The following is a 22,431-nucleotide window of genomic DNA, read 5'->3' as shown; positions in this document are numbered from 1 at the left end:
GTGATCGATATCAGTGAGTCCGTGATGCAGTTCCTTCTGGCGTTCCTCGTCGTCGGCCCGCTCCTGGGCGCCGCCGCCGCGCTCCTCCCGGCCCCGCCCGGACTCAAGGGGACATCACCCGACCAGGCCGTGCTCCGACACGGTGTGACCGTCACCGGCGCCGTCCTCATCGCGGCGATCGTCCTCGCGCTCGGCTTCGACCACGACCGGCCGTCGACGATGCAGGCCACGACCGACATCAGCTGGATCCCCGCACTCGACGTGCGGATCCACCTCGGCACCGACGGCATCTCCCTCCCCCTTCTGGTCCTGACCGCACTGCTGACCTTCCTCAGCACGCTCTACACGTACGTCAAACCGCCCGCGGGCCCGTCCCCGAAGGCCTTCGTCGTCCTGCTGCTCGTCCTCGAGTCCGGCACCCTCGCGGCCTTCGCCGTCCTCGACCTGATCCTGTTCTTCCTCGCCTTCGAGATGGTCCTGATCCCGATGTACTTCCTCATCGCCCGCTGGGGCGGCGGGGGCCGGGCCGAGGCCGCCTGGAAGTTCATCCTCTACACGCTGCTCGGCTCCGTGGTCATGCTGCTCGGCCTCCTCCTGATCGGCATCAAGGCGGGCACATTCGACATGGTGGCACTCGCCACTGACAACGGCCGGTCACTGAGCGTGTCCGTGCAGGTCGTCGCCGTACTGGCGATCGGGATCGGGCTCGCGGTCAAGACCCCGATGTGGCCGCTGCACAGCTGGCTGCCCGACGCCCACACCGCCGCACCGACCGTCGGCTCCGTCCTGCTGGCCGGCGTCCTGCTGAAGATGGGCACGTACGGGTTCGTACGGATCCTGCTCCCCACCGCCCCGGACGGCTTCCGCACCTTCGCGCCCTACCTCGCCGCCTTTGCCGTCGTCGGCATCATCTACGGATCCCTCGCCTGCCTCGCCCTCGCGAGGCAGGGCGCCAAGGGCGATCTCAAGCGCCTCATCGCCTACTCCTCCGTCGGCCACATGGGTTTCGTCCTCCTCGGCATCGCCACCATGACCCCGACCGGCGTCAACGGTGCCCTCTTCGCCAACATCGCCCACGGCCTCATCACCGGCCTCCTCTTCTTCCTCGTCGGCGCCCTCAAGGACCGCACCGGCACCGTCGACCTCGACACCCTGGCCCAGCAGACCGGCGCCGCCCTCTACGGCAGGGCACCGCGCCTCGGCGGACTGCTCGCCTTCGCCGCCGTCGCCTCCCTCGGCCTGCCCGGCCTCGCCGGGTTCTGGGGCGAGATGCTGGCCCTCTTCGGCGCGTTCGACCCCGCCGAAGGACTCAGCCGCCCCGCCTTCCTCGTCTTCATGTCGATCGGCGCCTTCGGCACCCTGCTGACCGCGGCATACCTGCTCGTCGTCGTCCGCAGGGTCTGCATGGGCGCCCCCCAGGAACAGGCCCCCGCGCTCACCGATGTGCGCGGCTACGAGTTCGCGGCCTGGACCCCGCTCGTCGTCCTCACCGTCGTCGCCGGACTGTGGCCCGGCGCCCTGATCGGACTGACCGACCCGGCCGTGCAGCAGCTCCTCGCAGGAGGCACCCGATGAGCTCCCTCGTCCAGTCCGTCGACTGGTCGGCCATCGCACCGCCCGCCGTCGTGGCCGTCGTCGGACTCGCCGTCCTCGTCGCCGACCTGTTCCTCGACGAGTCCAGGAAACCGCTCCTCGGCCGGCTCGCGGTGACCGGACTCGCCGCCGCCACACTCCTGCTGCTTCCCCTCCTCGACGCCGACCGCAGCACGTTCTGCCTGGTCGGCGACCCCGGAGTGTGCAGCTACACCGTCGACCGGTTCACCCTCGTCATCCAGTTCCTGGTGCTCGGCGGCGCGCTCCTGACCGCCCTTCTGTCGGTCACCGCCCTCAAGGACGCCGACAAACGGCTCCCCGAGGGCGAGTACTGGTTCCTGTTCCTGTCCTCCGTCGCGGGCGCCGCCCTCCTGCCCGCCTCCCGCGATTTCGCGACCCTCGTCGTCGCCCTGGAAGTCGCCTCCCTGCCCGCCTTCGCCCTGGTCGGCCTCCGGCACGGCGACCGGAAGTCGTCCGAAGCGGCGCTGAAGTTCTTCCTGTCCTCGGTCACCGCCACCGCGGTCAGCCTCCTCGGCATCAGCTTCGTCTACGCGGCCACCGGCACCCTCCACCTCACCCTGGTGGCCGAACGCGTCCAGACCGTCGACGGACAGTTCCACACCCTCGCCCAGGCCGGTGTCGTCCTCACCCTCGTCGGCTTCGCCTTCAAGACGGCCGCCGTCCCCTTCCACTTCTGGGTGCCCGACACCTATGTCGGCGCCCCCCTGCCGATCGCCGCCTACCTGTCGGTCATCGGAAAGGCGGTCGGTTTCACCGGCCTGATCCTCGTCACCGTCGTCGCACTCCCGTCGTACGCCGAGGTCTGGGGCCCGGCCCTCGCCGCGCTCGCCGCCCTCACCATGACCGTCGGCAACGTCGGCGCCCTGGCACAGCAGGCCACGCGCGCGTACAGCGCGGTACGGCTCCTGGCCTGGTCCTCCGTCGGCCAGGCCGGCTACCTCCTGGTGCCGATCGCCGCCGCCGCGTACTCCGGCGACGCCGAGAAGTCGATCGGCTCCACCCTCGCCTACGCCCTCATGTACGGCGCGGTGAACCTCGGCGCCTTCGCCGTCGCCGCCCTGGTGGGCCGGACGAACCCCCTCAACCGGGTCTCCGACTACCGCGGCCTGTACGCCTCCAGCCCGCTCACCGCCCTGCTCATGGCCTTCTTCCTGCTGTGCCTCGCCGGACTCCCGCCCGGCATCATCGGCCTCTTCGCCAAGGTCACCGTCTTCTCCGCGGCAGTCGACGCCGGACTCGGCTGGCTCGCCGTCGTCATGGCCGTCAACGTCGTCATCGCGCTGGTCTACTACCTCCGCTGGACGGCCCTGCTGTTCCGCGTCCCCGACGGCGCACCGGCCGTGCACCGCGTCCCGGTCCCGCTCACCGCCGCGATCACTCTGAGCGGTGTCCTCGGCATCGTCCTGTCCGGTGCCCCCCAACTGATCCTGCGCTTCACCGACACCGGGCTCTTCTGACCCGATCTCCCGGGACCGCGCCGGCACCCGGCGACCCAAGGCCTTCCGGGCCTACCGGGCCTACCGGGCCTCCTCCGTCACCCCTGCCCTCATTCACCGGCCGCGCTTTTCGGCCACCGGACGGGCGCGGCGGCACGGCGCCGAGAGCGGCCGTCACCCGGACGGTTTACACGCGCCACCACGCCCCCCAGGGAACCTGTGCCGCCCGCCTGGCGTTGACGAATACGGGAGGGTCCACTGGACGTGAGGCCGCAGCACCCGGGGCCATCGCAGGTCAGAAGGAAGATCGGCAGACAAGGGTCCCCCCGTCGCACGATTTGGAGGGCGTACCGTGCACCGCCGGCACAACGGGCTCAGGACCGCGGTCCTCCTCGGGGGACTGTCCGCGCTCATCATCGTCATCGGCAGCTTCTTCGGCCGCATGGGCCTCGTCGTCGCTGTCGTGATCGCGCTGGGCACCAACGCGTACGCGTACTGGAACAGCGACAAGCTCGCCCTGCGCGCGATGCGGGCCCGCCCCGTGAGCGAGTTCGAGGCCCCTGGCCTGTACCGCATGGTCCGCGAGCTCTCCACCCAGGCCCGCCAGCCCATGCCCCGCCTGTACATCTCCCCGACCGAGGCGCCCAACGCCTTCGCCACCGGCCGCAACCCGCGCAACGCCGCCGTGTGCTGCACCGACGGCATCCTGCGCCTGCTCGACGAGCGTGAACTGCGCGGCGTCATCGGCCACGAGCTCAGCCACGTCTACAACCGGGACATCCTGATCTCCTCGGTCGCCGGCGCCCTCGCGTCCGTGATCATGTTCCTGGTCAACTTCGCCTGGCTGATCCCGGTCGGCCGTTCCAGCGACGACGACGGCCCCGGCATTCTCGGCATGCTGCTGATCATGATCCTGGGCCCGCTCGCCGCCTCCCTCATCAAGCTGGCCATCAGCCGCTCCCGCGAGTACGAGGCCGATGTCTCCGGCGCCCAGCTGACCGGTGACCCGCTCGCCCTGGCGAGCGCTCTGCGCAAGCTGGAAACGGGCACCAAACAGCTTCCCCTGCCCCCCGAGCCCCGCATCGAGACCGCCAGCCACATGATGATCGCGAACCCGTTCCGTCCGGGCCAGGGGTTCGCGAAGATGTTCTCGACCCATCCGCCCATGGCGGAACGCATCGCCCGACTCGAGAAGATGGCAGGTCGAACGCAGTGAAGACCATCCTGAACGTCATATGGCTCGTTCTGAGCGGCTTCTGGCTGTTCCTCGGCTACCTGCTCGCCGGCGTCCTGTTGTGCGTCACGATCATCGGTATTCCTTTCGGTATCGCCGCCTTCAGGATCGGGATCTACGCCCTGTGGCCGTTCGGGTACACGGCGGTCGAGCGCGGGGACGCGGGCGCCGCCTCCTTCGTCGGCAACGTGCTGTGGCTGGTCCTCGCGGGCTGGTGGCTGGCCATCGGCCACATCGTCACCGGCCTCGCCCTGTGCGTGACGATCATCGGAATTCCGCTCGGCATCGCCAACTTCAAGCTGATCCCGGTCTCGTTGCTTCCGATGGGCCGCGAGATCGTACGCACCGACCAGCCGTTCGCGTCCCGCTAGCCCGGCCCGGTTCTCCACAGCCCGCAAGCGCGCGCCGGCGAGGGTCGTCCACAGGCCGCCCCGACCGTCAGTGACGTCACGCATCATGGACACATGACCGAACGTGGCGAATCGCCTACCCCGGGTGGTGGTCGAGTTCCAGGAGACCCGCAAGGCCGAGCCCGAGCATCACCCGGAATGCCACCCGTTCCTGCCCCCATGCGCCTGCCCTGCCGCCCCCGCCCGTCCGGACCCCGGATGATCTACCGGTCGGCGGCCCTCCACCGCCGTACCCCGTAAACGGCCGCACCCACCGCCAGCACCCCCGCGCCGACGGCCACGGACATCCCCGGCAGCGAGAACGCCAGGACCAGACACCCGGCGAGCCCGATCGCCGGCAGTACCCGCGCCGCGGGTCCCGGACGAAGCGTCCAGGCCGACGCGTTGGCCACCGCGTAGTACGCCAGCACTCCGAAGGAGGAGAACCCGATCGCGCCCCGTACGTCCACCGTGGCGGCCAGGACGGCGACCACCGCTCCCACGGCCAGCTCCGCCCGGTGCGGCACCTGGAACCGGGGGTGGACGGCGGCCAGGGAGCCCGGCAGATGCCGGTCCCGGGCCATGGCGAGCGTCGTCCGCGAGACACCCAGGATCAGGGCGAGCAGCGATCCCAGCGCGGCCGCGGCCGCCCCCGCCCGTACCAGTGGCGTCAGTTCCGGAACCCCGGCCGCCCGCACCGCGTCGGAGAGCGGCGCGCCCGAGTCACCCAGTTCCTGCGCCCCCAGCACCGAAAGGACGGCGATCGCGACAGCCACGTACACGACCAGCGCGATGCCCAGCGCCAGCGGGATCGCGCGCGGGATGGTGCGCGCCGGATCCCGCACCTCCTCGCCGAGGGTCGCGATCCTCGCGTACCCGGCGAAGGCGAAGAACAGCAGACCGGCGGCCTGAAGCACACCGCCCGCGCCGTCCGGCGCCGCGAAGGAGAGGCGCCCGGCACCGGCCTGCCCCGAGGTCAGACACACGACCACCACGGAAGCGAGAACGGCGAGGACCACGGCCACGATCACCCGCGTCAGCCACGCGGACTTCTGCACACCGCCGTAGCTCACCGCAGTCAGCGCCACGACAGCGGCGACCGCCACGGCGTGGGCCTGCCCCGGCCAGAGGTAGGCGCCGACGGTGAGGGCCATCGCCGCGCAGGAGGCCGTCTTGCCGACCACGAACGCCCAGCCCGCGAGGTATCCCCAGAACTCTCCGAGCCGGGCCCGCCCGTAGACATAGGTGCCGCCCGAGGCGGGATACAGCGCGGCGAGGCGCGCCGACGACGTGGCGTTGCAGTAGGCGACCACGGCGGCGACCGCGAGTCCGAGGAGCAGCCCGGAGCCGGCCGCGTGCGCGGCGGGCGCCAGGGCGGCGAAGATCCCGGCCCCCACCATGGAGCCGAGACCGATGACGACGGCGTCTTTCACACCGAGCGTGCGGCGCAGTCCGGAACCGGAAGGGGATGCCATGAGGCCGCACCCTACTGATCGCGGCAACCGTCACGCATACCCACGTCGTCCTCCACCCCAGGACCGGATGAACACCGGGTCCGGACCGGAATCACAGGCCGCGGCGGGTGAGGGCGCGGCACGAAAGGGCAGGGGCCAGGGCATGACGATCATCAGCTGGATCATTCTGGGACTGTTGGCCGGAGCGATCGCGAAGTTCCTGCTGCCGGGCCGCGACCCGGGCGGCTTCATCGGCACGACCCTGATCGGCGTCGCCGGAGCGTTCATCGGCGGCTGGGTATCGGCCCGCTGGCTCGACCACCCGATCACCAAGGACTTCTACGACGGCGCCACCTGGGCCGCCGCGATAGGCGGCTCCCTGGTCCTCCTGATCGCCTACCGCCTCCTCTTCGGCCACTCGCGCAGCTGAGTTCCGGCCCCGGGGCCGCCCCGGGCGCCGTCGACAGCCGGGAAGGGCGGGCGCCCAGCGGCACCCACCCTCCCCCACACGCACGTATACAGATGTGCACGCGACGCCCAAGGCGCACGCGGCTTCGCTCTCCGACCCGGCCTAGCGGTAGTTCACGAACTGCAGGGCGAAGTCGAAGTCCTGGCCCTTGAGCAGGGAGATGACGGTCTGAAGGTCGTCACGGCTCTTGGAGGAGACCCGGAGTTCCTCGCCCTGCACCTGGGCCTTCACACCCTTGGGGCCCTCGTCCCGGATGAGCTTCGCCACCTTCTTCGCGTTCTCCTGGGAGATGCCCTCCTGGATCGACGCGAAAATCTTGTACTCCTTGCCGGAGAGCTGCGGCTCACCGGCGTCCAGGGACTTCAGCGAGATGCCCCGCTTGATCAGCTTGGACTGGAAGACGTCGAGGACAGCCTTCACCCGGTCCTCGGAGTTCGCCTCCAGAAGAATCTTCTCCCCGGACCACGAGATCGAGGCACCCACGCCCTTGAAGTCGTAGCGCTGCGAGATCTCCTTGGCGGTCTGGTTGAGGGCGTTGTCGACCTCCTGCCGCTCGACCTTCGAGACGATGTCGAAACTGGAGTCGGCCATGTCCTGTGGCTCCTTGCATCGGGGTGTGCATCGGGCTGAGAGCCGGATGCGTACCGGCTACCGGCGTACGGGGGGCGGCCGTCGAGCCCGGCATCGGTCCCGGGCCGCATCCGCACAAGCCTAGCCACCCCGGGACCCCGGGGTGGCGATCAATCCGGTGGCGAACCACCCCTCCCCATCAGGTATCGTTTACGTCGTTGCCACGGAGCGCCGCCGCAAGGCGGTTCGAGGGCAGCGACCTTGGCGGTGTGCCCGAGCGGCCAAAGGGAGCAGACTGTAAATCTGCCGGCTCAGCCTTCCCAGGTTCGAATCCTGGCGCCGCCACAAGGGGGAGACCCCCTCCGGACTGCGAGACGCAGCCCGGAGGGGGTCTCCTGTGTTTGCGGTGAGGTATGTGCGGGGCAGGCCGCTCAGGGACACTGGCGGGATGTCGTCGCGTCGTAGGCGTTGTCCCGAGTGTCGTCGTGAGATCGCCGTCGTGGCCGGGCGGTACGCGCGTCATGATCCGCCCGGTGCTCGGGAACACGGGGAGCTGACCTCGTGCCCGGGATCCCGCCGGTATGCCCTGGCCGGCGTCGAACAGCCGTCGCTGGACGGGTACGTCGTACCGGAGTTCCCGGGGCAGATGCCGCTGTTCTAGCCGTCCTCGCGCAGCTTTCCGGATCCTCCGGAACCTCTCCCCGGCTCACCCGCCCGCCACTGATTTCACCGCCACCGGGACCGGCGAGGGGCCGCTGATCAGTTCCAGGGTCAGGCCGGCCGTCGAGGAGTCCTCCACCAGCTCGGCCAGGACGGCGGCCACGTCGTCGCGGGGGATCGGGCCGCGGCCGGTGTGGGCCTCCAGACGGACCAGACCGGTGCCGGCGTCGTCGGTGAGCATGCCGGGGCGCAGGATCGTCCAGTCGAGGGCGTCCAGGCCGCGGACGTGGGCGTCGGCCTCGCCCTTGGCGCGCTGGTACACGTCGAAGATCTCGTCCCCCTCGTGGGCCGGGTCCGCGCCCATCGAGGAGACGACCACGAACCGCCGCACACCCGCACGGACCGCCGCGTCGGCGAAGAGGACCGCCGCGGCCTTGTCCACCGTCTCCTTGCGCGCCGTGCCGCTCCCCGGCCCGGCGCCCGCGGCGAACACCGCGGCGTCCGCGCCCCGGAGTTGCTCCGCGACCTCCTCCACGGATGCGGACTCCAGGTCGAGCACGACCGGCTCGGCGCCCAATTGACTCAGCTCGTCGGCCTGTTCGGGTTTGCGGATGATGCCCGCCACTTCGTACCCGCGCGCGGCGAGCAACCGCTCCAGCCGCAGCGCGATCTGACCATGACCACCAGCGATGACAATGCGCATGCCTTCGACCGTACGCCGCGACGATCGCATCCGCCGCACGGCACGGCCCGGAAGGGGAGAGGCCGGAGGGGGAGGAGGGGGACAGCAGAGGGGTTACGGGGTTCCTTTCCGGCCCTGCCGGGGCAGGGCCGATGCCGGTTCCGTGGTCGTCGTCGAGGAACCGCAGTACTCCCGTACCGCGCTCGTCCGCGCGACCACGCGCCCCCGGTGCACCACGATCCGGCTGTACGCCAGGGACAGTGCCGCCGGCAGCCGGTCGCCGCGGACCGCGAGCAGTTCGGCGGGGAAGCCCGCCTCCACCCGTACCTCGGGCAGCCCGAGAGCGGCCCGAGCCGACGTGCTCACCGCCTCGTAGGCGTCCTCGGGTGACAGTCCGTGGCGGGAGGCCAGCAGGTATGCCGCCTCCAGCGGGTCGCCGCGGCCGACCGGGTTCGACACGTCCCGCAGGGCGCCGCTCCCGGCCGAGACCCGCACGCCCGCCGTGCGCAGCAGCCGTACCGGAGCCGTGCCCGTGCCCCGGCGGTCGACGCCCCCACAGCCGCCCTGGGGCAGGCACACCACGGTCACGCCGGCCGCCGCCAGATGGTCCGCGGTCCGTGCGGCGGCCTCGGTGGGCAACCGGCCGAGGCCGCCGCACGGGCTGAGCGTCACTCCCGGCCGCAGCCCGCCCGCCATCGCGGCGAGCCGGGCCACGCGGGCGGGGTCGGCGGTGTCCGTGTGCAGGTCGACGGGGCAGCCGTACTCGGCGGCGACCTCCAGGACCGCTTCCACGTACCCCGTGGGATCGGGGTCGACGTCCGGGCAGCCGCCCACCACCGACGCGCCCATCTTCATCGCGTCCCGCAGCATCGCGATCCCGTCGGCCCCGGCCGCTCCGGTCAGCACGCGCGGCATCGCCACCGTGGCCAGCTCGGTCAGCCCGCGCAGCGAGCGCCCCGCCTGCAGTACGGCGGTGAGCGCGCCGAGTCCGGTCATGTCGTCCACCCGCACGTGCGCCCGCACCGCCGTCGCCCCGTGCCCGAGCTGGAGCAGCGCGGCCTCCGTCGCCCGGCGCCGGACGTCGTGGGGGTCGTACGAGACGGGGCCGTCGGATGCGGCGGAGAGGGCGGTGTCGGCGTGCGCGTGCGGTTCGGCGGGGGCCGGGAGGAGCAGATGGCCGGCCAGGTCGACCCGGGTGCCGTCCGTGGGGGTGCCGTCCACGGTCAGGCTGCCGGCCGTGCCGACCGCCTCGATGCGCCCGCCGCCCAGCCGTACGTCCACGGTTCGGCCGTCGGTGAGCCGCGCGCCGCACAGCAGGAGCGGCGCCGGGTCGGCCGGACCCGGGGACGACGAGGGCGACGAGGGGGGCGGCGGCTGCGGCCGGCTGTCGGGCATCGCGCTCCTGAGGCTCGGACTGCGCACGGTCGTCGCAGGATCACACAGAGGGAAGATCACGCAGAGTGAGTCGAGCCTAGGGCGGCGGCTCGCGCCTCGCTTGAAGGGGCGCAAGAGTCAGCAATAGTCGTACCGGTGTGGTCCGGTAGGGCCGGCTGGGTGCGGCGGCGGCTCCCCGGCGGTCTCCCGGCGGTCCTCCTGCGGGCCGGATGGAGTGCGGCTGTGATGCGGTGGGGTTGTCGCGGAGGGTCGGGTGCGCCGTCCGGGACCCTCGGGAGGGAGTGGCCGACAGGGTGGGACAGGGGGCGCGAAACGGATTTGGGTGAACGGCGGCGGAGCGTGTAATGTCTTCCTCGCTCGCCCCAATAGCTCAGTCGGCAGAGCGTCTCCATGGTAAGGAGAAGGTCAACGGTTCGATTCCGTTTTGGGGCTCTGGTGTGTGAGGTTCCCGTCGCGAGGCGGGATCCGAACGCATCACAGCGGTGTAGCTCAGTCGGTAGAGCAAGCGGCTCATAATCGCTGTGTCACCGGTTCAAGTCCGGTCACCGCTACACACAGTAGCCGATTGCGGGGTCGGTCCTTCGATCGGCTACTCTTTCTGCGTTCATTCAGTCTCATTATCCCGTTCGTCCAAGGAGCACTCACGTGGCTGCCACCGACGTCCGCCCGAAGATCACGCTGGCCTGCGTGGAGTGCAAGGAGCGGAACTACATCACCAAGAAGAACCGGCGTAACAACCCGGATCGTATGGAGATGAAGAAGCACTGCCCGCGTTGCAATGCGCACACCGCGCACCGCGAAACGCGATAAATCAGGCTCGTACGCGAGGCCGTCCCCGTAGCCGGGGGCGGCCTCGCGTCGTTCTTCCCGCCGGCCGACCAGGGCCGCACGAGACACAGGAGGTGCCGCGCGCATGGCGCTCGACCAGTCCTTCGTGGGGCGGAGCTACCCGCCCACCGTTCCCTATGAAGTGGGCCGGGAGAAGATCCGCGAGTTCGCCGAAGCGGTGGGGGACACCAACCCGGCGTACACGGACGCGGAGGCCGCCGAGGCGCTCGGTCATCCCGATGTGATCGCCCCGCCGACCTTTGTGTTCGCGGTCACCTTCAAGGCCGCCGGGGACGTCATCGCCGACCCCCGGCTGGGCCTGGACTACAGCCGGGTGGTGCACGGCGACCAGAAGTTCGCCTACCGCCGTCCGGTGCGTGCAGGTGACCGGCTCACCGTCACCTCGACCATCGAGGCGATCAAGTCGATGGCGGGCAACGACATCCTGGACATCCGCGGTGAGGTGCACGACGAGGCCGGCGAGCACGTCGTGACGTCCTGGATCAAGCTGGTCGCCCGCGCGGGCGAGAACGAGGGGGCGTGAGCGGCATCATGACGGCGAAGATCTCCTACGCGGACGTCGAGGTCGGCACGGAACTGCCCGCGCAGACGTTCCCCGTGACCCGGGCCACCCTCGTCCGGTACGCGGGTGCCTCCGGAGACTTCAACCCCATTCACTGGAACGAGAAGTTCGCCAAGGAGGTCGGCCTGCCGGACGTCATCGCGCACGGCATGTTCACCATGGCCGAGGCGATCCGCGTGGTCACCGACTGGGTGGGCGACCCGGGCGCGGTCGTCGAGTACGGCGTCCGCTTCACCAGGCCGGTCGTCGTCCCCAACGACGATCGGGGCGCCACCATCGAGGTCAGCGGCAAGGTCGCGGCCAAACTCGACGACCACACGGTCCGCGTCGACCTCACGGCGACCAGCGCCGGGCAGAAGGTGCTGGGGATGTCGCGGGCGGTCGTACGACTCGCCTGACCGGGGACCGGATCGCGTGGCATGACATGCGACGCAAGGGGCGTTCTCCGGTGAGAGCGCCCCTTGCGTCGTGCCGGGCCCACCGGGCACTCCCCCTCTTGACCTGGTTAGTGATTGAGTACTAACTTGTAGGCATGGTCAGGATGAGCGCCGAGGAGAGGCGCGAGAGCATCGTCCGCGCGGCGAGTGCCGAGTTCGCCCGCGGCGGCTATCACGGCACGTCGACCGAGGCGATCGCCAAGCGGGTCGGCGTCTCGCAGCCGTATCTCTTCCGGCTCTTCCCGGGCAAGAGGGCCATCTTCCTGGCGGCGGCGGAACGCTGCGTGGAGGACACCATCCGCATGTTCACGGAGGCGTCCGAAGGGCTGGAGGGGGAGGAGGCCCTGCACGCCATGGCGAACGCCTATACACGGACCATCGCGGAGCGGCCCGAGCTGCTCATGATGCAGATGCAGATGTACCTCGCGGTGGCGGCCGCCGAGCAGGAGGGCGATCAGGAGTTCGGTGCGACCGTGCGCGCCGGCTGGCTGCGGCTGTGGGACACCGTCCACCTCGCCCTGGGGGCCGACGTCGGGGAGACGACGACCTTCATGGCCTACGGCATGCTCATCAACTGCCTGTCCGCCATGGGGTTCCCGTCCGGGCACCGGATCTGGGAAGGGCTGGACCCGTCGGCGCGGCTCAGCGGTTAGGCGGCGGGCCAGGAGTCGGGCCCTGCCCCTTTTTTGCGCGTAAAAGTTAGTCATCAATAACTAACAACATCACCTCCTGGGGGAGCGATGACACAACAGACCGAACGCGGCGGCTCGGCCGCCTGGGCACTCGTCATCACCAGCGTCGCCGGCTTCATGGCGGCCCTCGACAACCTCGTCGTCACCACCGCACTGCCCTCCATCCGCGAGGACCTGGGCGGCGCCCTGCACGACCTGGAATGGACCGTGAGCGCCTACACGCTCACCTTCGCCGTCCTGCTGATGTTCGGCGCGGCCCTCGGCGACCGCTTCGGCCGCCGCCGTCTCTTCATCGTCGGCATCACCGTCTTCACCGCGGCCTCCGCCGCCGCGGCCATGGCCCCCGGCATCGACTCCCTGATCGTCGCCCGCGCGGTGCAGGGCGCCGGCGCCGCGGTCATGATGCCCCTCACCCTGACCCTGCTCACCGCGGCCGTGCCCGAGGCCCGGCGCGGCATGGCGTACGGCATCTGGGGCGCCGTGAACGGTCTGGCCGTCGCCTCCGGGCCGCTGGTCGGCGGCAGCCTCACCGAACACATCTCCTGGCAGTGGATCTTCTGGCTGAACGTCCCGCTCGGCCTGGTCCTCATCCCGCTCGCCCGCCTGCGCCTCGCCGAGTCCCACGGCACCGGAGCCCCGCTCGACCTGCCCGGCACCCTGCTCGCCAGCGGCGGACTCTTCGGCATCGTCTACGGCATGGTCCGCGGGCCCGTCGACGGCTGGACCGGCACCGTCGTCCTGACCGGCCTGTCCGCAGGGACGGCACTGCTCGGGGGCTTCGTGCTCTACAGCATCCGCGCCAAGAACCCCATGCTGCCGATGCGGCTCTTCCGCTCCCGCGCCTTCGCCGGTATCAACGCGGCGAGCCTGCTGATGTTCCTCGGCATGTTCGGTTCGATCTTCCTGCTCAGCCAGTACATGCAGGGCGTGCTCGGCTACTCGCCCACCGAAGCGGGCCTGCGGATGCTGCCCTGGACCGGCATGCCGATGCTCGTCGCCCCGATCGCCGGCATCCTCTCCGACCGCATCGGCGGCCGTCCGGTCGTCGCCACCGGCCTCTTCCTGCAGGCCCTCGGCCTCGGCCACCTGGCCGTGGTGGCGACCGCCGACGCCTCCTACGCGGCCCAGCTGCCCGCCCTGATCATCAGCGGCATCGGCATGGCGCTGTACTTCGCCCCCGCCTCCAACCTGGTGATGTCCAGCGTCCGCCCGAAGGAACAGGGCATCGCCTCCGGGGCCAACAACGCCCTGCGCGAGGTGGGCGGCGCCCTCGGCATCGCGGTCATGGCGTCGATCTTCGCGTCCCGGGGCGGCTACGAATCCGGTCAGGCCTTCGTCGACGGTATGCGTCCGGCGCTGGTGACCGGCGCCGCGGCGGTCGCCCTCGCGGGCGTCGCGACCCTGTTCATACCGGCCCGCAGGCGGCCCGCCGCTCCCACCGACCCCACTGCCCCTCCGGCCGGTCCGACGCCCGAACCGGTACTGGAAACGACCTCCTGAGCCCTCGTGCCCCGCAGCTTTCGCAGCTCCCGCAGCCCTCGCAGGGCTCCGGCCCGCACCCACCCGTCACGGAAGGACCCGGTCGTGCCCACACTTCCCTGGACCGTCCCGAACACCCCGCCGCCCCACACCGAAGTGCACGTCTTCGCCTCCCGCTTCGAGACCCGCACCCTCCGGGGAGCCCTGCTGTTCTTCCTCAGGACCCCCGGCGTGTGGCGACAGGTGAGCAGGGCTCCCGGCGCGTACGGAGCCTCCCTGAAGGCGCAGCCGCTGCGACGTACGTTCTGGACCGTGTCCGCCTGGGAGTCCCCGAAGGCCCTCGGCGCCTTCGCCCGTACCGGCCCGCACGGGCCGGCCGCCCGCGGGCTCGCCTCGCAGATGCGCGACGCCAAGTTCGCCGGCTGGACCGCGAAGAGCGAGGACCTCCCCGTCGACTGGACCGAAGTGCAGCGCCACCTCACCTGATGAACACCCCCGCGTGCGCCCGACCGCATGCACGGCCCCGCCGGCCCGTCCGGCGGGGGCCTTAGTCTTGAGCCCGTGCAGGAACTCCACGACGCCCCCCTCGCCCCGCTGACCACGTTCCGCCTGGGCGGACCCGCGACCCGGCTGGTCACCGCGACGACCGACGACGAAGTGATCGCCGTCGTCCGCGAGGCCGACTCCGCCGGTACGCCCCTGCTGATCATCGGCGGCGGCTCCAACCTGGTCATCGGCGACAAGGGCTTCGACGGCACGGCAGTCGTCGTCGCGACCAAGGGTTTCACCCTGGACGGCACGCGCCTGGAGCTCGCGGCCGGAGAGGTGTGGACCGACGCCGTCGCCCGCACCGTGGAAGCGGGCCTGGCCGGCGTCGAGTGCCTGGCCGGCATCCCCGGCTCGGCGGGCGCCACCCCCATCCAGAACGTCGGTGCGTACGGTCAGGAGGTCTCCTCCACCATCACCGAGGTCGTCGCCTACGACCGCCGGGCACGCGAGACGGTCACCCTCACCGACGAGGAGTGCGCCTTCTCCTACCGCCACAGCCGCTTCAAGGCCGACCCCGAGCGGTACGTCGTCCTGCGCGTCCGCTTCGCGCTGGAGGACGCCGGCGGCCTCTCCGGACCCGTCCGGTACGCCGAGACGGCCCGCGTCCTCGGCGTCGCACCGGGCGAGCGCGTTCCCCTGCCCACGGCCCGCGAGACGGTCCTCAAGCTCCGTGCCGGGAAGGGCATGGTCCTGGATCCCGAGGACCACGACACCTGGTCGGCCGGCTCCTTCTTCACCAACCCGGTTCTCACGGACGAGGAGTTCGTGGCCTTCCGGACCCGGGCACGGCAGCACCTCGGCCCCGGCACCGAGCCTCCCGCCTACCCCGCCGGCGAGGGACGCACCAAGACCTCCGCCGCCTGGCTGATCGACAAGGCAGGCTTCACCAAGGGCTACGGCGCCGGCCCCGCCCGCATCTCCACCAAGCACACTCTCGCTCTCACCAACCGCGGCGAGGCGACCACCGAGGACCTGCTGGCACTCGCCCGTGAGGTGGTCGCCGGCGTGCGCGAAGCCTTCGGCATCACGCTGGTCAACGAGCCGGTGACGGTCGGGGTCGGCCTCTGACCGGCTCCGGCCCTTCACCGGGCCGCGCTTCACCCCGCCGCGCTTCACCCCGTCAGGCCGCGCCCGGCCCCACCGGGCCGCGGTCCGCCCGTCATCCCATCGGCGCAGTGAGCCACGTGTCGACCCCCGCCAGCAGCTCCGCCTTGACCGCCTCCGGCGCCGCCGACCCGCGCACCGACTGCCGCGCCAGCTCCGCCAGCTCGGCGTCCGTGAACCCGTGGTGCTCACGCGCGATCTCGTACTGGGCCGCCAGCCGCGAGCCGAACAGCAGCGGATCGTCCGCCCCCAGCGCCAACGGCACACCCGCCTCGAACAGCTTCCGCAAGGGCACGTCCCCCGGCTTCTCGTAGACGCCCAGCGCCACGTTCGACGCCGGACACACCTCGCACGTCACCTGCCGGTCCGCGAGCCGCTGCACCAGCCGCGGGTCCTCCGCCGCCCGCACCCCGTGCCCGATCCGGTCGGCCTCCAGGTCGTCCAGACAGTCCCGCACGGACGCGGACCCGGCCAGCTCGCCGCCGTGCGGCACGGACAGCAGCCCGCCCTCGCGCGCGATGGCGAACGCCCGGTCGAAGTCCCGGGCCATGCCACGCCGCTCGTCGTTGGACAGTCCGAACCCGATGACGCCCCGGTCCGTGTACCGCACCGCCAGCCGGGCCAGTGTGCGCGCGTCCAGGTGGTGCTTCATCCGGTTCGCGGCGACCAGTACCCGGATCCCGAGCCCGGTGTCCCGCCGCGCCGCGTCCACCGCGTCCAGGATGACCTCCAGCGCCGGGATCAGCCCGCCCAGCCGCGGCGCGTACGACGTCGGATCGACCTGGATCTCCAGCCAGCCCGAGCCGTCCTTCAGGTCCTCCTCCGCGGCTTCCCGTACCAGCCGCTGGATGTCCTCCGGTTCCCTCAGGCACGAGCGCGCCGCGTCGTACAGCCGCTGGAACCGGAACCAGCCCCGCTCGTCCGTGGCCCGCAGACTCGGTGGCTCCCCGCTGGTCAGCGCGTCGGTCAGCGCCTCGGGGAGGTGCACGCCGTACTTGTCGGCCAGTTCCAGCACGGTGGCGGGGCGCATCGACCCGGTGAAGTGCAGGTGCAGATGGGCCTTCGGCAGCAGGGAGAGGTCACGTACACGTTCCATTCCAGGATCCTGCCGCACCTCCCGGCGGCCCCGGTAGCGTTTTCCCTGAACGTGGCCTTGCTCGCACGTCGGTACGAGGGGACCGGTGCGAGGGAATACGAGGGAATACGAGGGAACGGAAGCGGGCCGCCTCCCTCGAAAGGGAGACGGCCCGCACACCACTCGAGCGAGTGGGTTCCAGTCGATCCTGTTCACTCGCACGAGTGGTCGGACTCAGTCCTGTGCCTCCGCCAGCAGCTTCTGGATCCGGCTCACGCCCTCCACCAGGTCCTCGTCGCCCAGCGCGTAGGACAGCCGCAGGTACCCCGGAGTACCGAAGGCCTCGCCCGGTACGACCGCGACCTCGACCTCCTCGAGGATGAGCGCGGCCAGCTCCACGGAGTTCTGCGGCCGCTTGCCCCGGATCTCCTTGCCGATCAGGGCTCGCACCGACGGGTAGGCGTAGAACGCTCCCTCGGGCTCGGGGCAGACCACGCCGTCGATCTCGTTGAGCATCCGCACGATGGTCCTGCGCCGGCGGTCGAAGGCCTCACGCATCGTGGCGACCGCGTCCAGGGAGCCGGAGACCGCGGCCAGCGCCGCCACCTGGGCGACGTTCGACACGTTCGACGTGGCGTGCGACTGCAGGTTGGTGGCGGCCTTCACGACGTCCTTCGGGCCGATGATCCACCCGACCCGCCAGCCGGTCATCGCGTACGTCTTCGCGACACCGTTGACCACGATGCACTTGTCCCGCAGTTCCGGCAGGACGGCGGGCAGCGAGGTGAAGGTGGCGTCGCCGTAGACCAGGTGCTCGTAGATCTCGTCGGTCAGCACCCACAGACCGTGCTCGACCGCCCAGCGGCCGATCGCCTCGGCGTCCTCGGCGCTGTAGACCGCGCCGGTCGGGTTCGAGGGGGAGACGAACAGGACGACCTTGGTCTTCTCCGTCCGCGCGGCCTCCAGCTGCTCCACGCTGACGCGGTAGCCGGTCGTCTCGTCGGCGACGACGTCGACCGGGACACCGCCGGCCAGCCGGATCGACTCCGGGTACGTCGTCCAGTAGGGGGCCGGGACGATGACCTCGTCGCCCGGGTCGAGGATCGCGGCGAAGGCCTCGTAGATGGCCTGCTTCCCGCCGTTGGTGACGAGGACCTGGGCGGGGTCCACCTCGTAGCCGGAGTCGCGCAGCGTCTTCGCGGCGATCGCGGCCTTCAGTTCGGGCAGCCCGCCGGCCGGCGTGTAGCGGTGGTACTTCGGGTTCCGGCACGCCTCGATCGCGGCGTCGACGATGTAGTCCGGAGTCGGGAAGTCGGGTTCACCGGCGCCGAAGCCGATCACCGGTCGCCCGGCGGCCTTGAGGGCCTTGGCCTTGGCGTCCACGGCGAGGGTGGCGGACTCGGAGATCGCACCGACCCGGGCGGAGACCCGGCGCTCGGTGGGAGGGGTTGCAGCGCTCATGGGTCCATCGTTCCAGACCGGAAACCTGCCCGGCACGGGGGTTTCACGGACTGAACAGGTTCTGGCCCCCCTCTGAACACCAGTCCGGATCCGTCCCGCCGGACCTCCTCGGCCAGGACGATCTTCGGCAGGGAGACCGGTCACGGGCGCTTTCTGTTCGACGCCCGGCCCCGAAACACGTACACTCACACCTCGTTGGCCTTCTGCGGCCGCGCTCACCGGGTGCACACCAAGCATCCGGGCGGATGCGGTACGTTGGGGTACACACAAAGGGTCGTAGCTCAATTGGTAGAGCACTGGTCTCCAAAACCAGCGGTTGGGGGTTCAAGTCCCTCCGGCCCTGCTACACACAACCTTAGCCAGGATGTGTACGCATGTACGTACAGCAATGCACCGCCGTGCGGCTCATACCGGGCGCGGCACGGCCACGACCCGGAATCAGGTGAGGACGAGTGACGGACGCCGTGGGCTCCATCGACATGCCTGATGCCGAGGACGAGGCGCCGGACTCCAAGAAGAGCCGCAAGGGCGGGAAGCGGGCCAAGAAGGGCCCCCTGAAGCGCCTCGCGCTCTTCTACCGCCAGATCGTGGCGGAGCTTCGCAAGGTTGTCTGGCCGACCCGGAATCAGCTGACGTCGTACACAACCGCAGTGATCATCTTTGTGGTCGTCATGATCGGCCTGATCACTCTGATCGACTACGGGCTCGGCCACGTCGCCAAGTACGTCTTCGGCTGAGCCGCCTGCGAAGAGCGCCGAGGTACCCGGCGCTCCTTTCGCGTGTTCCACCCCTATGTATCCAGGAAGAAGCAGCCACCGTGTCTGACCCGAACGTGAACGACGCCATCGAGCCGGTCGAGTCCGTCGAGGACGAGCTCGACATCGTCGGGGGCGCGGACAACGAGGCCTCCACCGAGGTCGAGGCTGTCGATGCCGCCGCGGACGAGTCCGGTACGGCGGCCGATCCGACCCCCGAGGCCGCAGAGGCCGACGACGTGGACTCCGACGAGGACACCGCGGACGAGACCGAAACCGTCGAGGCCGAAGAGGCCGAGGTCGAGGCCGAAGAGGCCAAGGACGACCGCGACCCGGTCGAGAAGCTCCGTGAGGAACTGCGGAGGCTGCCCGGCGAGTGGTACGTCATCCACACGTACGCGGGGTACGAGAACCGGGTGAAGACCAACCTGGAGCAGCGTGCCGTCTCGCTGAACGTCGAGGACTTCATCTTCCAGGCCGAGGTGCCGCAGGAAGAGGTCGTCCAGATCAAGAACGGCGACCGCAAGACGATCAAGCAGAACAAGCTCCCGGGTTACGTCCTGGTCCGCATGGACCTGACGAACGAGTCCTGGGGCGTCGTCCGCAACACTCCCGGTGTCACCGGCTTCGTGGGCAACGCCTACGACCCCTACCCGCTGACCCTGGACGAGATCGTCAAGATGCTCGCCCCGGAGGCCGAGGAGAAGGCCGCCCGCGAGGCCGCCGAGGCCGAGGGCAAGCCGGCTCCGCAGCGCAGGGTCGAGGTCCAGGTGCTGGACTTCGAGGTCGGCGACTCGGTCACCGTCACCGACGGCCCGTTCGCCACCCTCCAGGCGACCATCAACGAGATCAACCCCGACTCCAAGAAGGTCAAGGGCCTGGTGGAGATCTTCGGCCGTGAGACGCCGGTCGAGCTCTCCTTCGACCAGATCCAGAAGAACTGACCCGGTTCCGGGCAGTCCGAACATTCTGGACAGCAGCTTCCGAGCAGGTCAGGCGAACGCTCAGGCGTCCGCCTGACCTGCTCGGTTTTTGGCCGCACATCCATACCCGCTATCGTTGTGCGGTATGCCTGTGTCCGGGTTGATTCCCGGTACGCGGGCAGGACCCGAATCGAAAGGACCCGGAGAGCCATGCCTCCCAAGAAGAAGAAGGTCACGGGGCTCATCAAGCTCCAGATCCAGGCCGGTGCCGCCAACCCGGCTCCGCCGGTCGGCCCCGCGCTGGGTCAGCACGGCGTCAACATCATGGAGTTCTGCAAGGCCTACAACGCCGCGACCGAGTCGCAGCGCGGCTGGGTCATCCCGGTGGAGATCACGGTCTACGAGGACCGTTCCTTCACCTTCATCACCAAGACCCCGCCGGCCGCGAAGATGATCCTCAAGGCCGCGGGCGTGGAGAAGGGCTCCGGTGAGCCGCACAAGACCAAGGTCGCGAAAATCACCGCCGACCAGGTCCGTGAGATCGCCACGACCAAGATGCCCGACCTCAACGCCAACGACCTGGACGCCGCGTCGAAGATCATCGCCGGCACCGCCCGTTCCATGGGCATCACGGTCGAGGGCTGACCTCCACCCCCGTAAGCCAAGCAGAAGTGTGGAAGGGCCCGCTCGGCCCGGACCACGACTCCTAAGAACCCACAGGAGCTATACGTGAGCAAGCGCAGCAAGTCTCTCCGCGCTGCGGACGCCAAGATCGACCGGGAGAAGCTGTACGCCCCGCTCGAGGCCGTCCGTCTCGCCAAGGAGACCTCCACCTCGAAGTTCGACGGCACCGTCGAGGTCGCCTTCCGCCTGGGCGTTGACCCGCGCAAGGCCGACCAGATGGTCCGTGGCACCGTGAACCTCCCGCACGGCACCGGCAAGACCGCCCGGGTCCTGGTCTTCGCGACCGGCGACCGTGCCGAGGCCGCGCGTGCCGCGGGCGCCGACATCGTCGGCGCCGACGAACTGATCGACGAGGTGTCGAAGGGCCGTCTGGACTTCGACGCCGTCGTCGCCACCCCGGACCTCATGGGCAAGGTCGGCCGCCTCGGCCGCGTGCTCGGTCCCCGTGGTCTCATGCCGAACCCCAAGACCGGCACCGTCACCCCGGACGTCACCAAGGCTGTCAACGACATCAAGGGTGGCAAGATCGAGTTCCGCGTCGACAAGCACTCGAACCTGCACTTCATCATCGGCAAGGCGTCCTTCGACGACACCAAGCTGGTGGAGAACTACGGCGCCGCGCTGGAGGAGATCCTCCGTCTGAAGCCGTCCGCCGCGAAGGGCCGGTACATCAAGAAGGCCGCGATCAGCACCACGATCGGCCCCGGCGTTCCGCTCGACCCGAACCGCACCCGCAACCTCCTCGTCGAAGAGGACCCGGCGGCGGTCTGAGCCCGTCGGGCCGGCCCGGCCGGCCCGCGCTCACCGAGCACACCGTGAACCCGCCCCCGCGCCTTCCGAGGCGCGGGGGCGGGTTTTCTCGTACACCCGTGTCAGTCGGGTGGGTTACGGTTCAACAGACTTCACAGGCAAGACAAAACAAACCAGGGGTGGGGATTCATGGGCATGTCCGCATGGAAGCGCGCGGGGGTCTGCGTGGCGGCCGTGACGGTCGTCGCGGGTGTCTCGGGCTGTCAGCCCGGAGACGGGGGCGCGAAGGGGAAGGCGGCGGAGCCCGAGGTCCAGTCCCGGGGCGAGGCGGCCGAGGTCCTCCAGGCCGCCTTCAAGAAGACGGCCGAGGCGAAGTCCGCCAAGGTCCGGATGACCATGTCGATGCCCGCCGGCATGCAGGGCATGGGGGACATGGTGGGCGTGGCGGGCAACGGCACCATGGAGATGACCGGGGTCCAGGGCTGGGACCCGGCGGTCATGGATATGACCATCAAGGGATCCGACCTCGAGGGGACCGATCCCGACGCGCCCTCCGAGATCCGCATGATCATGCTGGACAACGTCATGTACGCGGACATGGGCGCGGAGCAGGCCGCCGAGATGGACGGCAAGCGCTGGATGAAGCTGGACTTCCGGGCCATTGCCGAGAAGGCCGGAAGCGAGGAACTGCAGAAGCAGATGACCGGCAGCCTGGAGAGCATGAACCAGGACCCGGCCCAGCAGCTGGCCCTGCTGCTCGAGTCGCCCAACCTGAAGCACGTCGGCCCGCAGAAGGCCGACGGCGTCCAGGCGCAGCACTACAAGGGCACCCTGACCTTCGAGGAGATCATCGAGGGCAACGAGTCCTTCGACTTCCTCTCCGGGGAGGAACGCAAGGAGCTCATCGCCAACGCTGAGAAGTCGGGCGTGAAGGGCTACGACACCGAGGTCTGGGTCAACGAGGACGACTACCCGGTCAAGATGGTCCTCGGCATGGAGTCGGACGAGGGCACGGTCGAGATCACGACGCACTACTCCGACTACGGGGCCCAGGCCGAGGTCGAGGCGCCGCCGGCCAAGGACACGGTCGATCTCTTCGAGATGCTGGAGAGCCTCGGGGAAGGGCTCGCGGACGCCGGGGCCGACGCCTGAGCGCCGCGACCGTCCTGACGGCCCGACCGTCCTGACGGTCCGTCCCGGACGTCCCG

General features: G+C 70.2%; 24 protein-coding genes and 4 tRNA genes. 22 read left to right on the top strand and 6 right to left on the bottom strand.

The window, feature by feature from the left end; all coding sequences use genetic code 11:
• The 4 genes from ACFWVE_RS03675 (at window position 1) to ACFWVE_RS03660 (ending at window position 4,655) form a co-directional block, all read left to right on the top strand.
• Window positions 1-1,575 carry a NuoM family protein gene (locus ACFWVE_RS03675; protein WP_384007853.1) on the top strand — a complete coding sequence of 525 codons (1,575 nt, stop codon included), beginning with the start codon at window positions 1-3 and terminating at the stop codon, window positions 1,573-1,575.
• Complete coding sequence (locus ACFWVE_RS03670; protein WP_384007851.1) at window positions 1,572-3,071, top strand: NADH-quinone oxidoreductase subunit N; 1,500 nt, start codon at window positions 1,572-1,574, stop codon at window positions 3,069-3,071. Before ACFWVE_RS03675 ends, ACFWVE_RS03670 begins: the two co-directional genes overlap by 4 nt.
• A gap of 331 nt (window positions 3,072-3,402) precedes the next feature.
• Window positions 3,403-4,266, top strand: coding sequence for a zinc metalloprotease HtpX (gene htpX / locus ACFWVE_RS03665; protein WP_384007849.1), 864 nt, complete (start codon window positions 3,403-3,405; stop codon window positions 4,264-4,266).
• The gene (locus ACFWVE_RS03660) at window positions 4,263-4,655 is read left to right on the top strand and encodes a YccF domain-containing protein (RefSeq protein ID WP_384007847.1); all 393 of its coding nucleotides are present in this window, start codon (window positions 4,263-4,265) and stop codon (window positions 4,653-4,655) included. Before htpX ends, ACFWVE_RS03660 begins: the two co-directional genes overlap by 4 nt.
• A gap of 242 nt (window positions 4,656-4,897) precedes the next feature.
• Here ACFWVE_RS03660 and ACFWVE_RS03655 read toward each other — a convergent pair whose 3' ends face one another.
• Window positions 4,898-6,148, bottom strand: a complete 1,251-nt coding sequence (locus ACFWVE_RS03655) for an APC family permease (RefSeq protein ID WP_384007845.1) — start codon at window positions 6,146-6,148, stop codon at window positions 4,898-4,900.
• Between the two features lie 142 nt (window positions 6,149-6,290).
• Between ACFWVE_RS03655 and ACFWVE_RS03650 the strand changes: the two genes are divergently transcribed.
• Entirely contained in the window at window positions 6,291-6,557 is a 267-nt protein-coding gene (locus ACFWVE_RS03650; protein WP_384007843.1) for a GlsB/YeaQ/YmgE family stress response membrane protein, read from the top strand.
• Between the two features lie 141 nt (window positions 6,558-6,698).
• On the opposite strand, the gene ACFWVE_RS03645 is transcribed toward ACFWVE_RS03650, so the two are convergent.
• Complete coding sequence (locus tag ACFWVE_RS03645; RefSeq protein WP_042165009.1) at window positions 6,699-7,187, bottom strand: YajQ family cyclic di-GMP-binding protein; 489 nt, start codon at window positions 7,185-7,187, stop codon at window positions 6,699-6,701.
• Window positions 7,188-7,429: 242 nt separating this feature from the next.
• Between ACFWVE_RS03645 and ACFWVE_RS03640 the strand changes: the two genes are divergently transcribed.
• Together ACFWVE_RS03640 and ACFWVE_RS03635 are read left to right on the top strand one after the other, a co-directional pair.
• A tRNA-Tyr gene (locus tag ACFWVE_RS03640) sits at window positions 7,430-7,511 on the top strand.
• Window positions 7,512-7,614: 103 nt separating this feature from the next.
• Window positions 7,615-7,827, top strand: a complete 213-nt coding sequence (locus ACFWVE_RS03635; RefSeq protein ID WP_384007841.1) for a hypothetical protein — start codon at window positions 7,615-7,617, stop codon at window positions 7,825-7,827.
• Window positions 7,828-7,872: 45 nt separating this feature from the next.
• Here the strand turns inward: ACFWVE_RS03635 and ACFWVE_RS03630 are convergent, their stop codons facing one another.
• Together ACFWVE_RS03630 and ACFWVE_RS03625 are read right to left on the bottom strand one after the other, a co-directional pair.
• Window positions 7,873-8,529: an SDR family oxidoreductase gene (locus ACFWVE_RS03630; protein WP_384007839.1), complete on the bottom strand. Its 657-nt coding sequence runs from the start codon at window positions 8,527-8,529 to the stop codon at window positions 7,873-7,875.
• Window positions 8,530-8,622: 93 nt separating this feature from the next.
• Window positions 8,623-9,903, bottom strand: coding sequence for an amidohydrolase family protein (locus ACFWVE_RS03625; RefSeq protein ID WP_384007838.1), 1,281 nt, complete (start codon window positions 9,901-9,903; stop codon window positions 8,623-8,625).
• 359 nt (window positions 9,904-10,262) lie between these two features.
• Between ACFWVE_RS03625 and ACFWVE_RS03620 the strand changes: the two genes are divergently transcribed.
• The 9 genes from ACFWVE_RS03620 (at window position 10,263) to ACFWVE_RS03580 (ending at window position 15,539) form a co-directional block, all read left to right on the top strand.
• Window positions 10,263-10,335, top strand: a tRNA-Thr gene (locus tag ACFWVE_RS03620).
• 46 nt (window positions 10,336-10,381) lie between these two features.
• Window positions 10,382-10,454: transfer RNA gene (locus tag ACFWVE_RS03615), tRNA-Met, on the top strand.
• 94 nt (window positions 10,455-10,548) lie between these two features.
• Window positions 10,549-10,713 (top strand): 50S ribosomal protein L33, encoded by a 165-nt coding sequence (gene rpmG / locus ACFWVE_RS03610; RefSeq protein WP_018834916.1) that lies wholly within the window; start codon window positions 10,549-10,551, stop codon window positions 10,711-10,713.
• A gap of 103 nt (window positions 10,714-10,816) precedes the next feature.
• Window positions 10,817-11,275 carry a MaoC family dehydratase N-terminal domain-containing protein gene (locus ACFWVE_RS03605; RefSeq protein ID WP_384007836.1) on the top strand — a complete coding sequence of 153 codons (459 nt, stop codon included), beginning with the start codon at window positions 10,817-10,819 and terminating at the stop codon, window positions 11,273-11,275.
• A gap of 8 nt (window positions 11,276-11,283) precedes the next feature.
• Window positions 11,284-11,712, top strand: a complete 429-nt coding sequence (locus ACFWVE_RS03600; RefSeq protein ID WP_384007974.1) for a MaoC family dehydratase — start codon at window positions 11,284-11,286, stop codon at window positions 11,710-11,712.
• Between the two features lie 134 nt (window positions 11,713-11,846).
• Window positions 11,847-12,404 carry a TetR/AcrR family transcriptional regulator gene (locus ACFWVE_RS03595; RefSeq protein ID WP_384007834.1) on the top strand — a complete coding sequence of 186 codons (558 nt, stop codon included), beginning with the start codon at window positions 11,847-11,849 and terminating at the stop codon, window positions 12,402-12,404.
• A gap of 87 nt (window positions 12,405-12,491) precedes the next feature.
• A complete protein-coding gene (locus ACFWVE_RS03590) occupies window positions 12,492-13,943 on the top strand; it encodes an MFS transporter (protein WP_384007832.1) in 1,452 nt (483 codons plus the stop codon).
• 84 nt (window positions 13,944-14,027) lie between these two features.
• On the top strand, window positions 14,028-14,408 hold the full coding sequence (locus tag ACFWVE_RS03585) for a DUF3291 domain-containing protein (protein WP_384007831.1): 381 nt from the start codon (window positions 14,028-14,030) through the stop codon (window positions 14,406-14,408).
• 75 nt (window positions 14,409-14,483) lie between these two features.
• Window positions 14,484-15,539, top strand: a complete 1,056-nt coding sequence (locus ACFWVE_RS03580) for a UDP-N-acetylmuramate dehydrogenase (RefSeq protein ID WP_384007829.1) — start codon at window positions 14,484-14,486, stop codon at window positions 15,537-15,539.
• Window positions 15,540-15,630: 91 nt separating this feature from the next.
• On the opposite strand, the gene ACFWVE_RS03575 is transcribed toward ACFWVE_RS03580, so the two are convergent.
• Both ACFWVE_RS03575 and ACFWVE_RS03570 read right to left on the bottom strand, forming a co-directional pair.
• Complete coding sequence (locus ACFWVE_RS03575; RefSeq protein WP_384007827.1) at window positions 15,631-16,671, bottom strand: adenosine deaminase; 1,041 nt, start codon at window positions 16,669-16,671, stop codon at window positions 15,631-15,633.
• A 213-nt stretch (window positions 16,672-16,884) separates the two neighbouring features.
• On the bottom strand, window positions 16,885-18,111 hold the full coding sequence (locus tag ACFWVE_RS03570; RefSeq protein WP_384007825.1) for a pyridoxal phosphate-dependent aminotransferase: 1,227 nt from the start codon (window positions 18,109-18,111) through the stop codon (window positions 16,885-16,887).
• A gap of 270 nt (window positions 18,112-18,381) precedes the next feature.
• On the opposite strand from ACFWVE_RS03570, the gene ACFWVE_RS03565 reads away from it, so the two are divergent.
• The 6 genes from ACFWVE_RS03565 to ACFWVE_RS03540 all read left to right on the top strand — a co-directional run bounded on the left by ACFWVE_RS03565 (window position 18,382) and on the right by ACFWVE_RS03540 (window position 22,375).
• Window positions 18,382-18,454, top strand: a tRNA-Trp gene (locus tag ACFWVE_RS03565).
• Between the two features lie 109 nt (window positions 18,455-18,563).
• Window positions 18,564-18,848 (top strand): preprotein translocase subunit SecE, encoded by a 285-nt coding sequence (gene secE, locus ACFWVE_RS03560; RefSeq protein WP_384007823.1) that lies wholly within the window; start codon window positions 18,564-18,566, stop codon window positions 18,846-18,848.
• An 80-nt stretch (window positions 18,849-18,928) separates the two neighbouring features.
• The gene (gene nusG, locus ACFWVE_RS03555) at window positions 18,929-19,810 is read left to right on the top strand and encodes a transcription termination/antitermination protein NusG (protein ID WP_384007821.1); all 882 of its coding nucleotides are present in this window, start codon (window positions 18,929-18,931) and stop codon (window positions 19,808-19,810) included.
• Window positions 19,811-19,999: 189 nt separating this feature from the next.
• On the top strand, window positions 20,000-20,434 hold the full coding sequence (gene rplK, locus ACFWVE_RS03550) for a 50S ribosomal protein L11 (RefSeq protein ID WP_024883170.1): 435 nt from the start codon (window positions 20,000-20,002) through the stop codon (window positions 20,432-20,434).
• 84 nt (window positions 20,435-20,518) lie between these two features.
• Window positions 20,519-21,244 (top strand): 50S ribosomal protein L1, encoded by a 726-nt coding sequence (gene rplA, locus ACFWVE_RS03545; RefSeq protein WP_384007819.1) that lies wholly within the window; start codon window positions 20,519-20,521, stop codon window positions 21,242-21,244.
• A 168-nt stretch (window positions 21,245-21,412) separates the two neighbouring features.
• Complete coding sequence (locus tag ACFWVE_RS03540) at window positions 21,413-22,375, top strand: hypothetical protein (protein WP_384007817.1); 963 nt, start codon at window positions 21,413-21,415, stop codon at window positions 22,373-22,375.
• The last annotated feature ends 56 nt before the right edge of the window (window positions 22,376-22,431 follow it).

This window comes from Streptomyces sp. NPDC058632 (assembly GCF_042717095.1).
Taxonomy (GTDB): domain Bacteria; phylum Actinomycetota; class Actinomycetes; order Streptomycetales; family Streptomycetaceae; genus Streptomyces.
The sequence above is the reverse complement of the archived record's forward strand: the minus strand, read 5'-3'. Positions and strand labels throughout refer to the sequence as shown.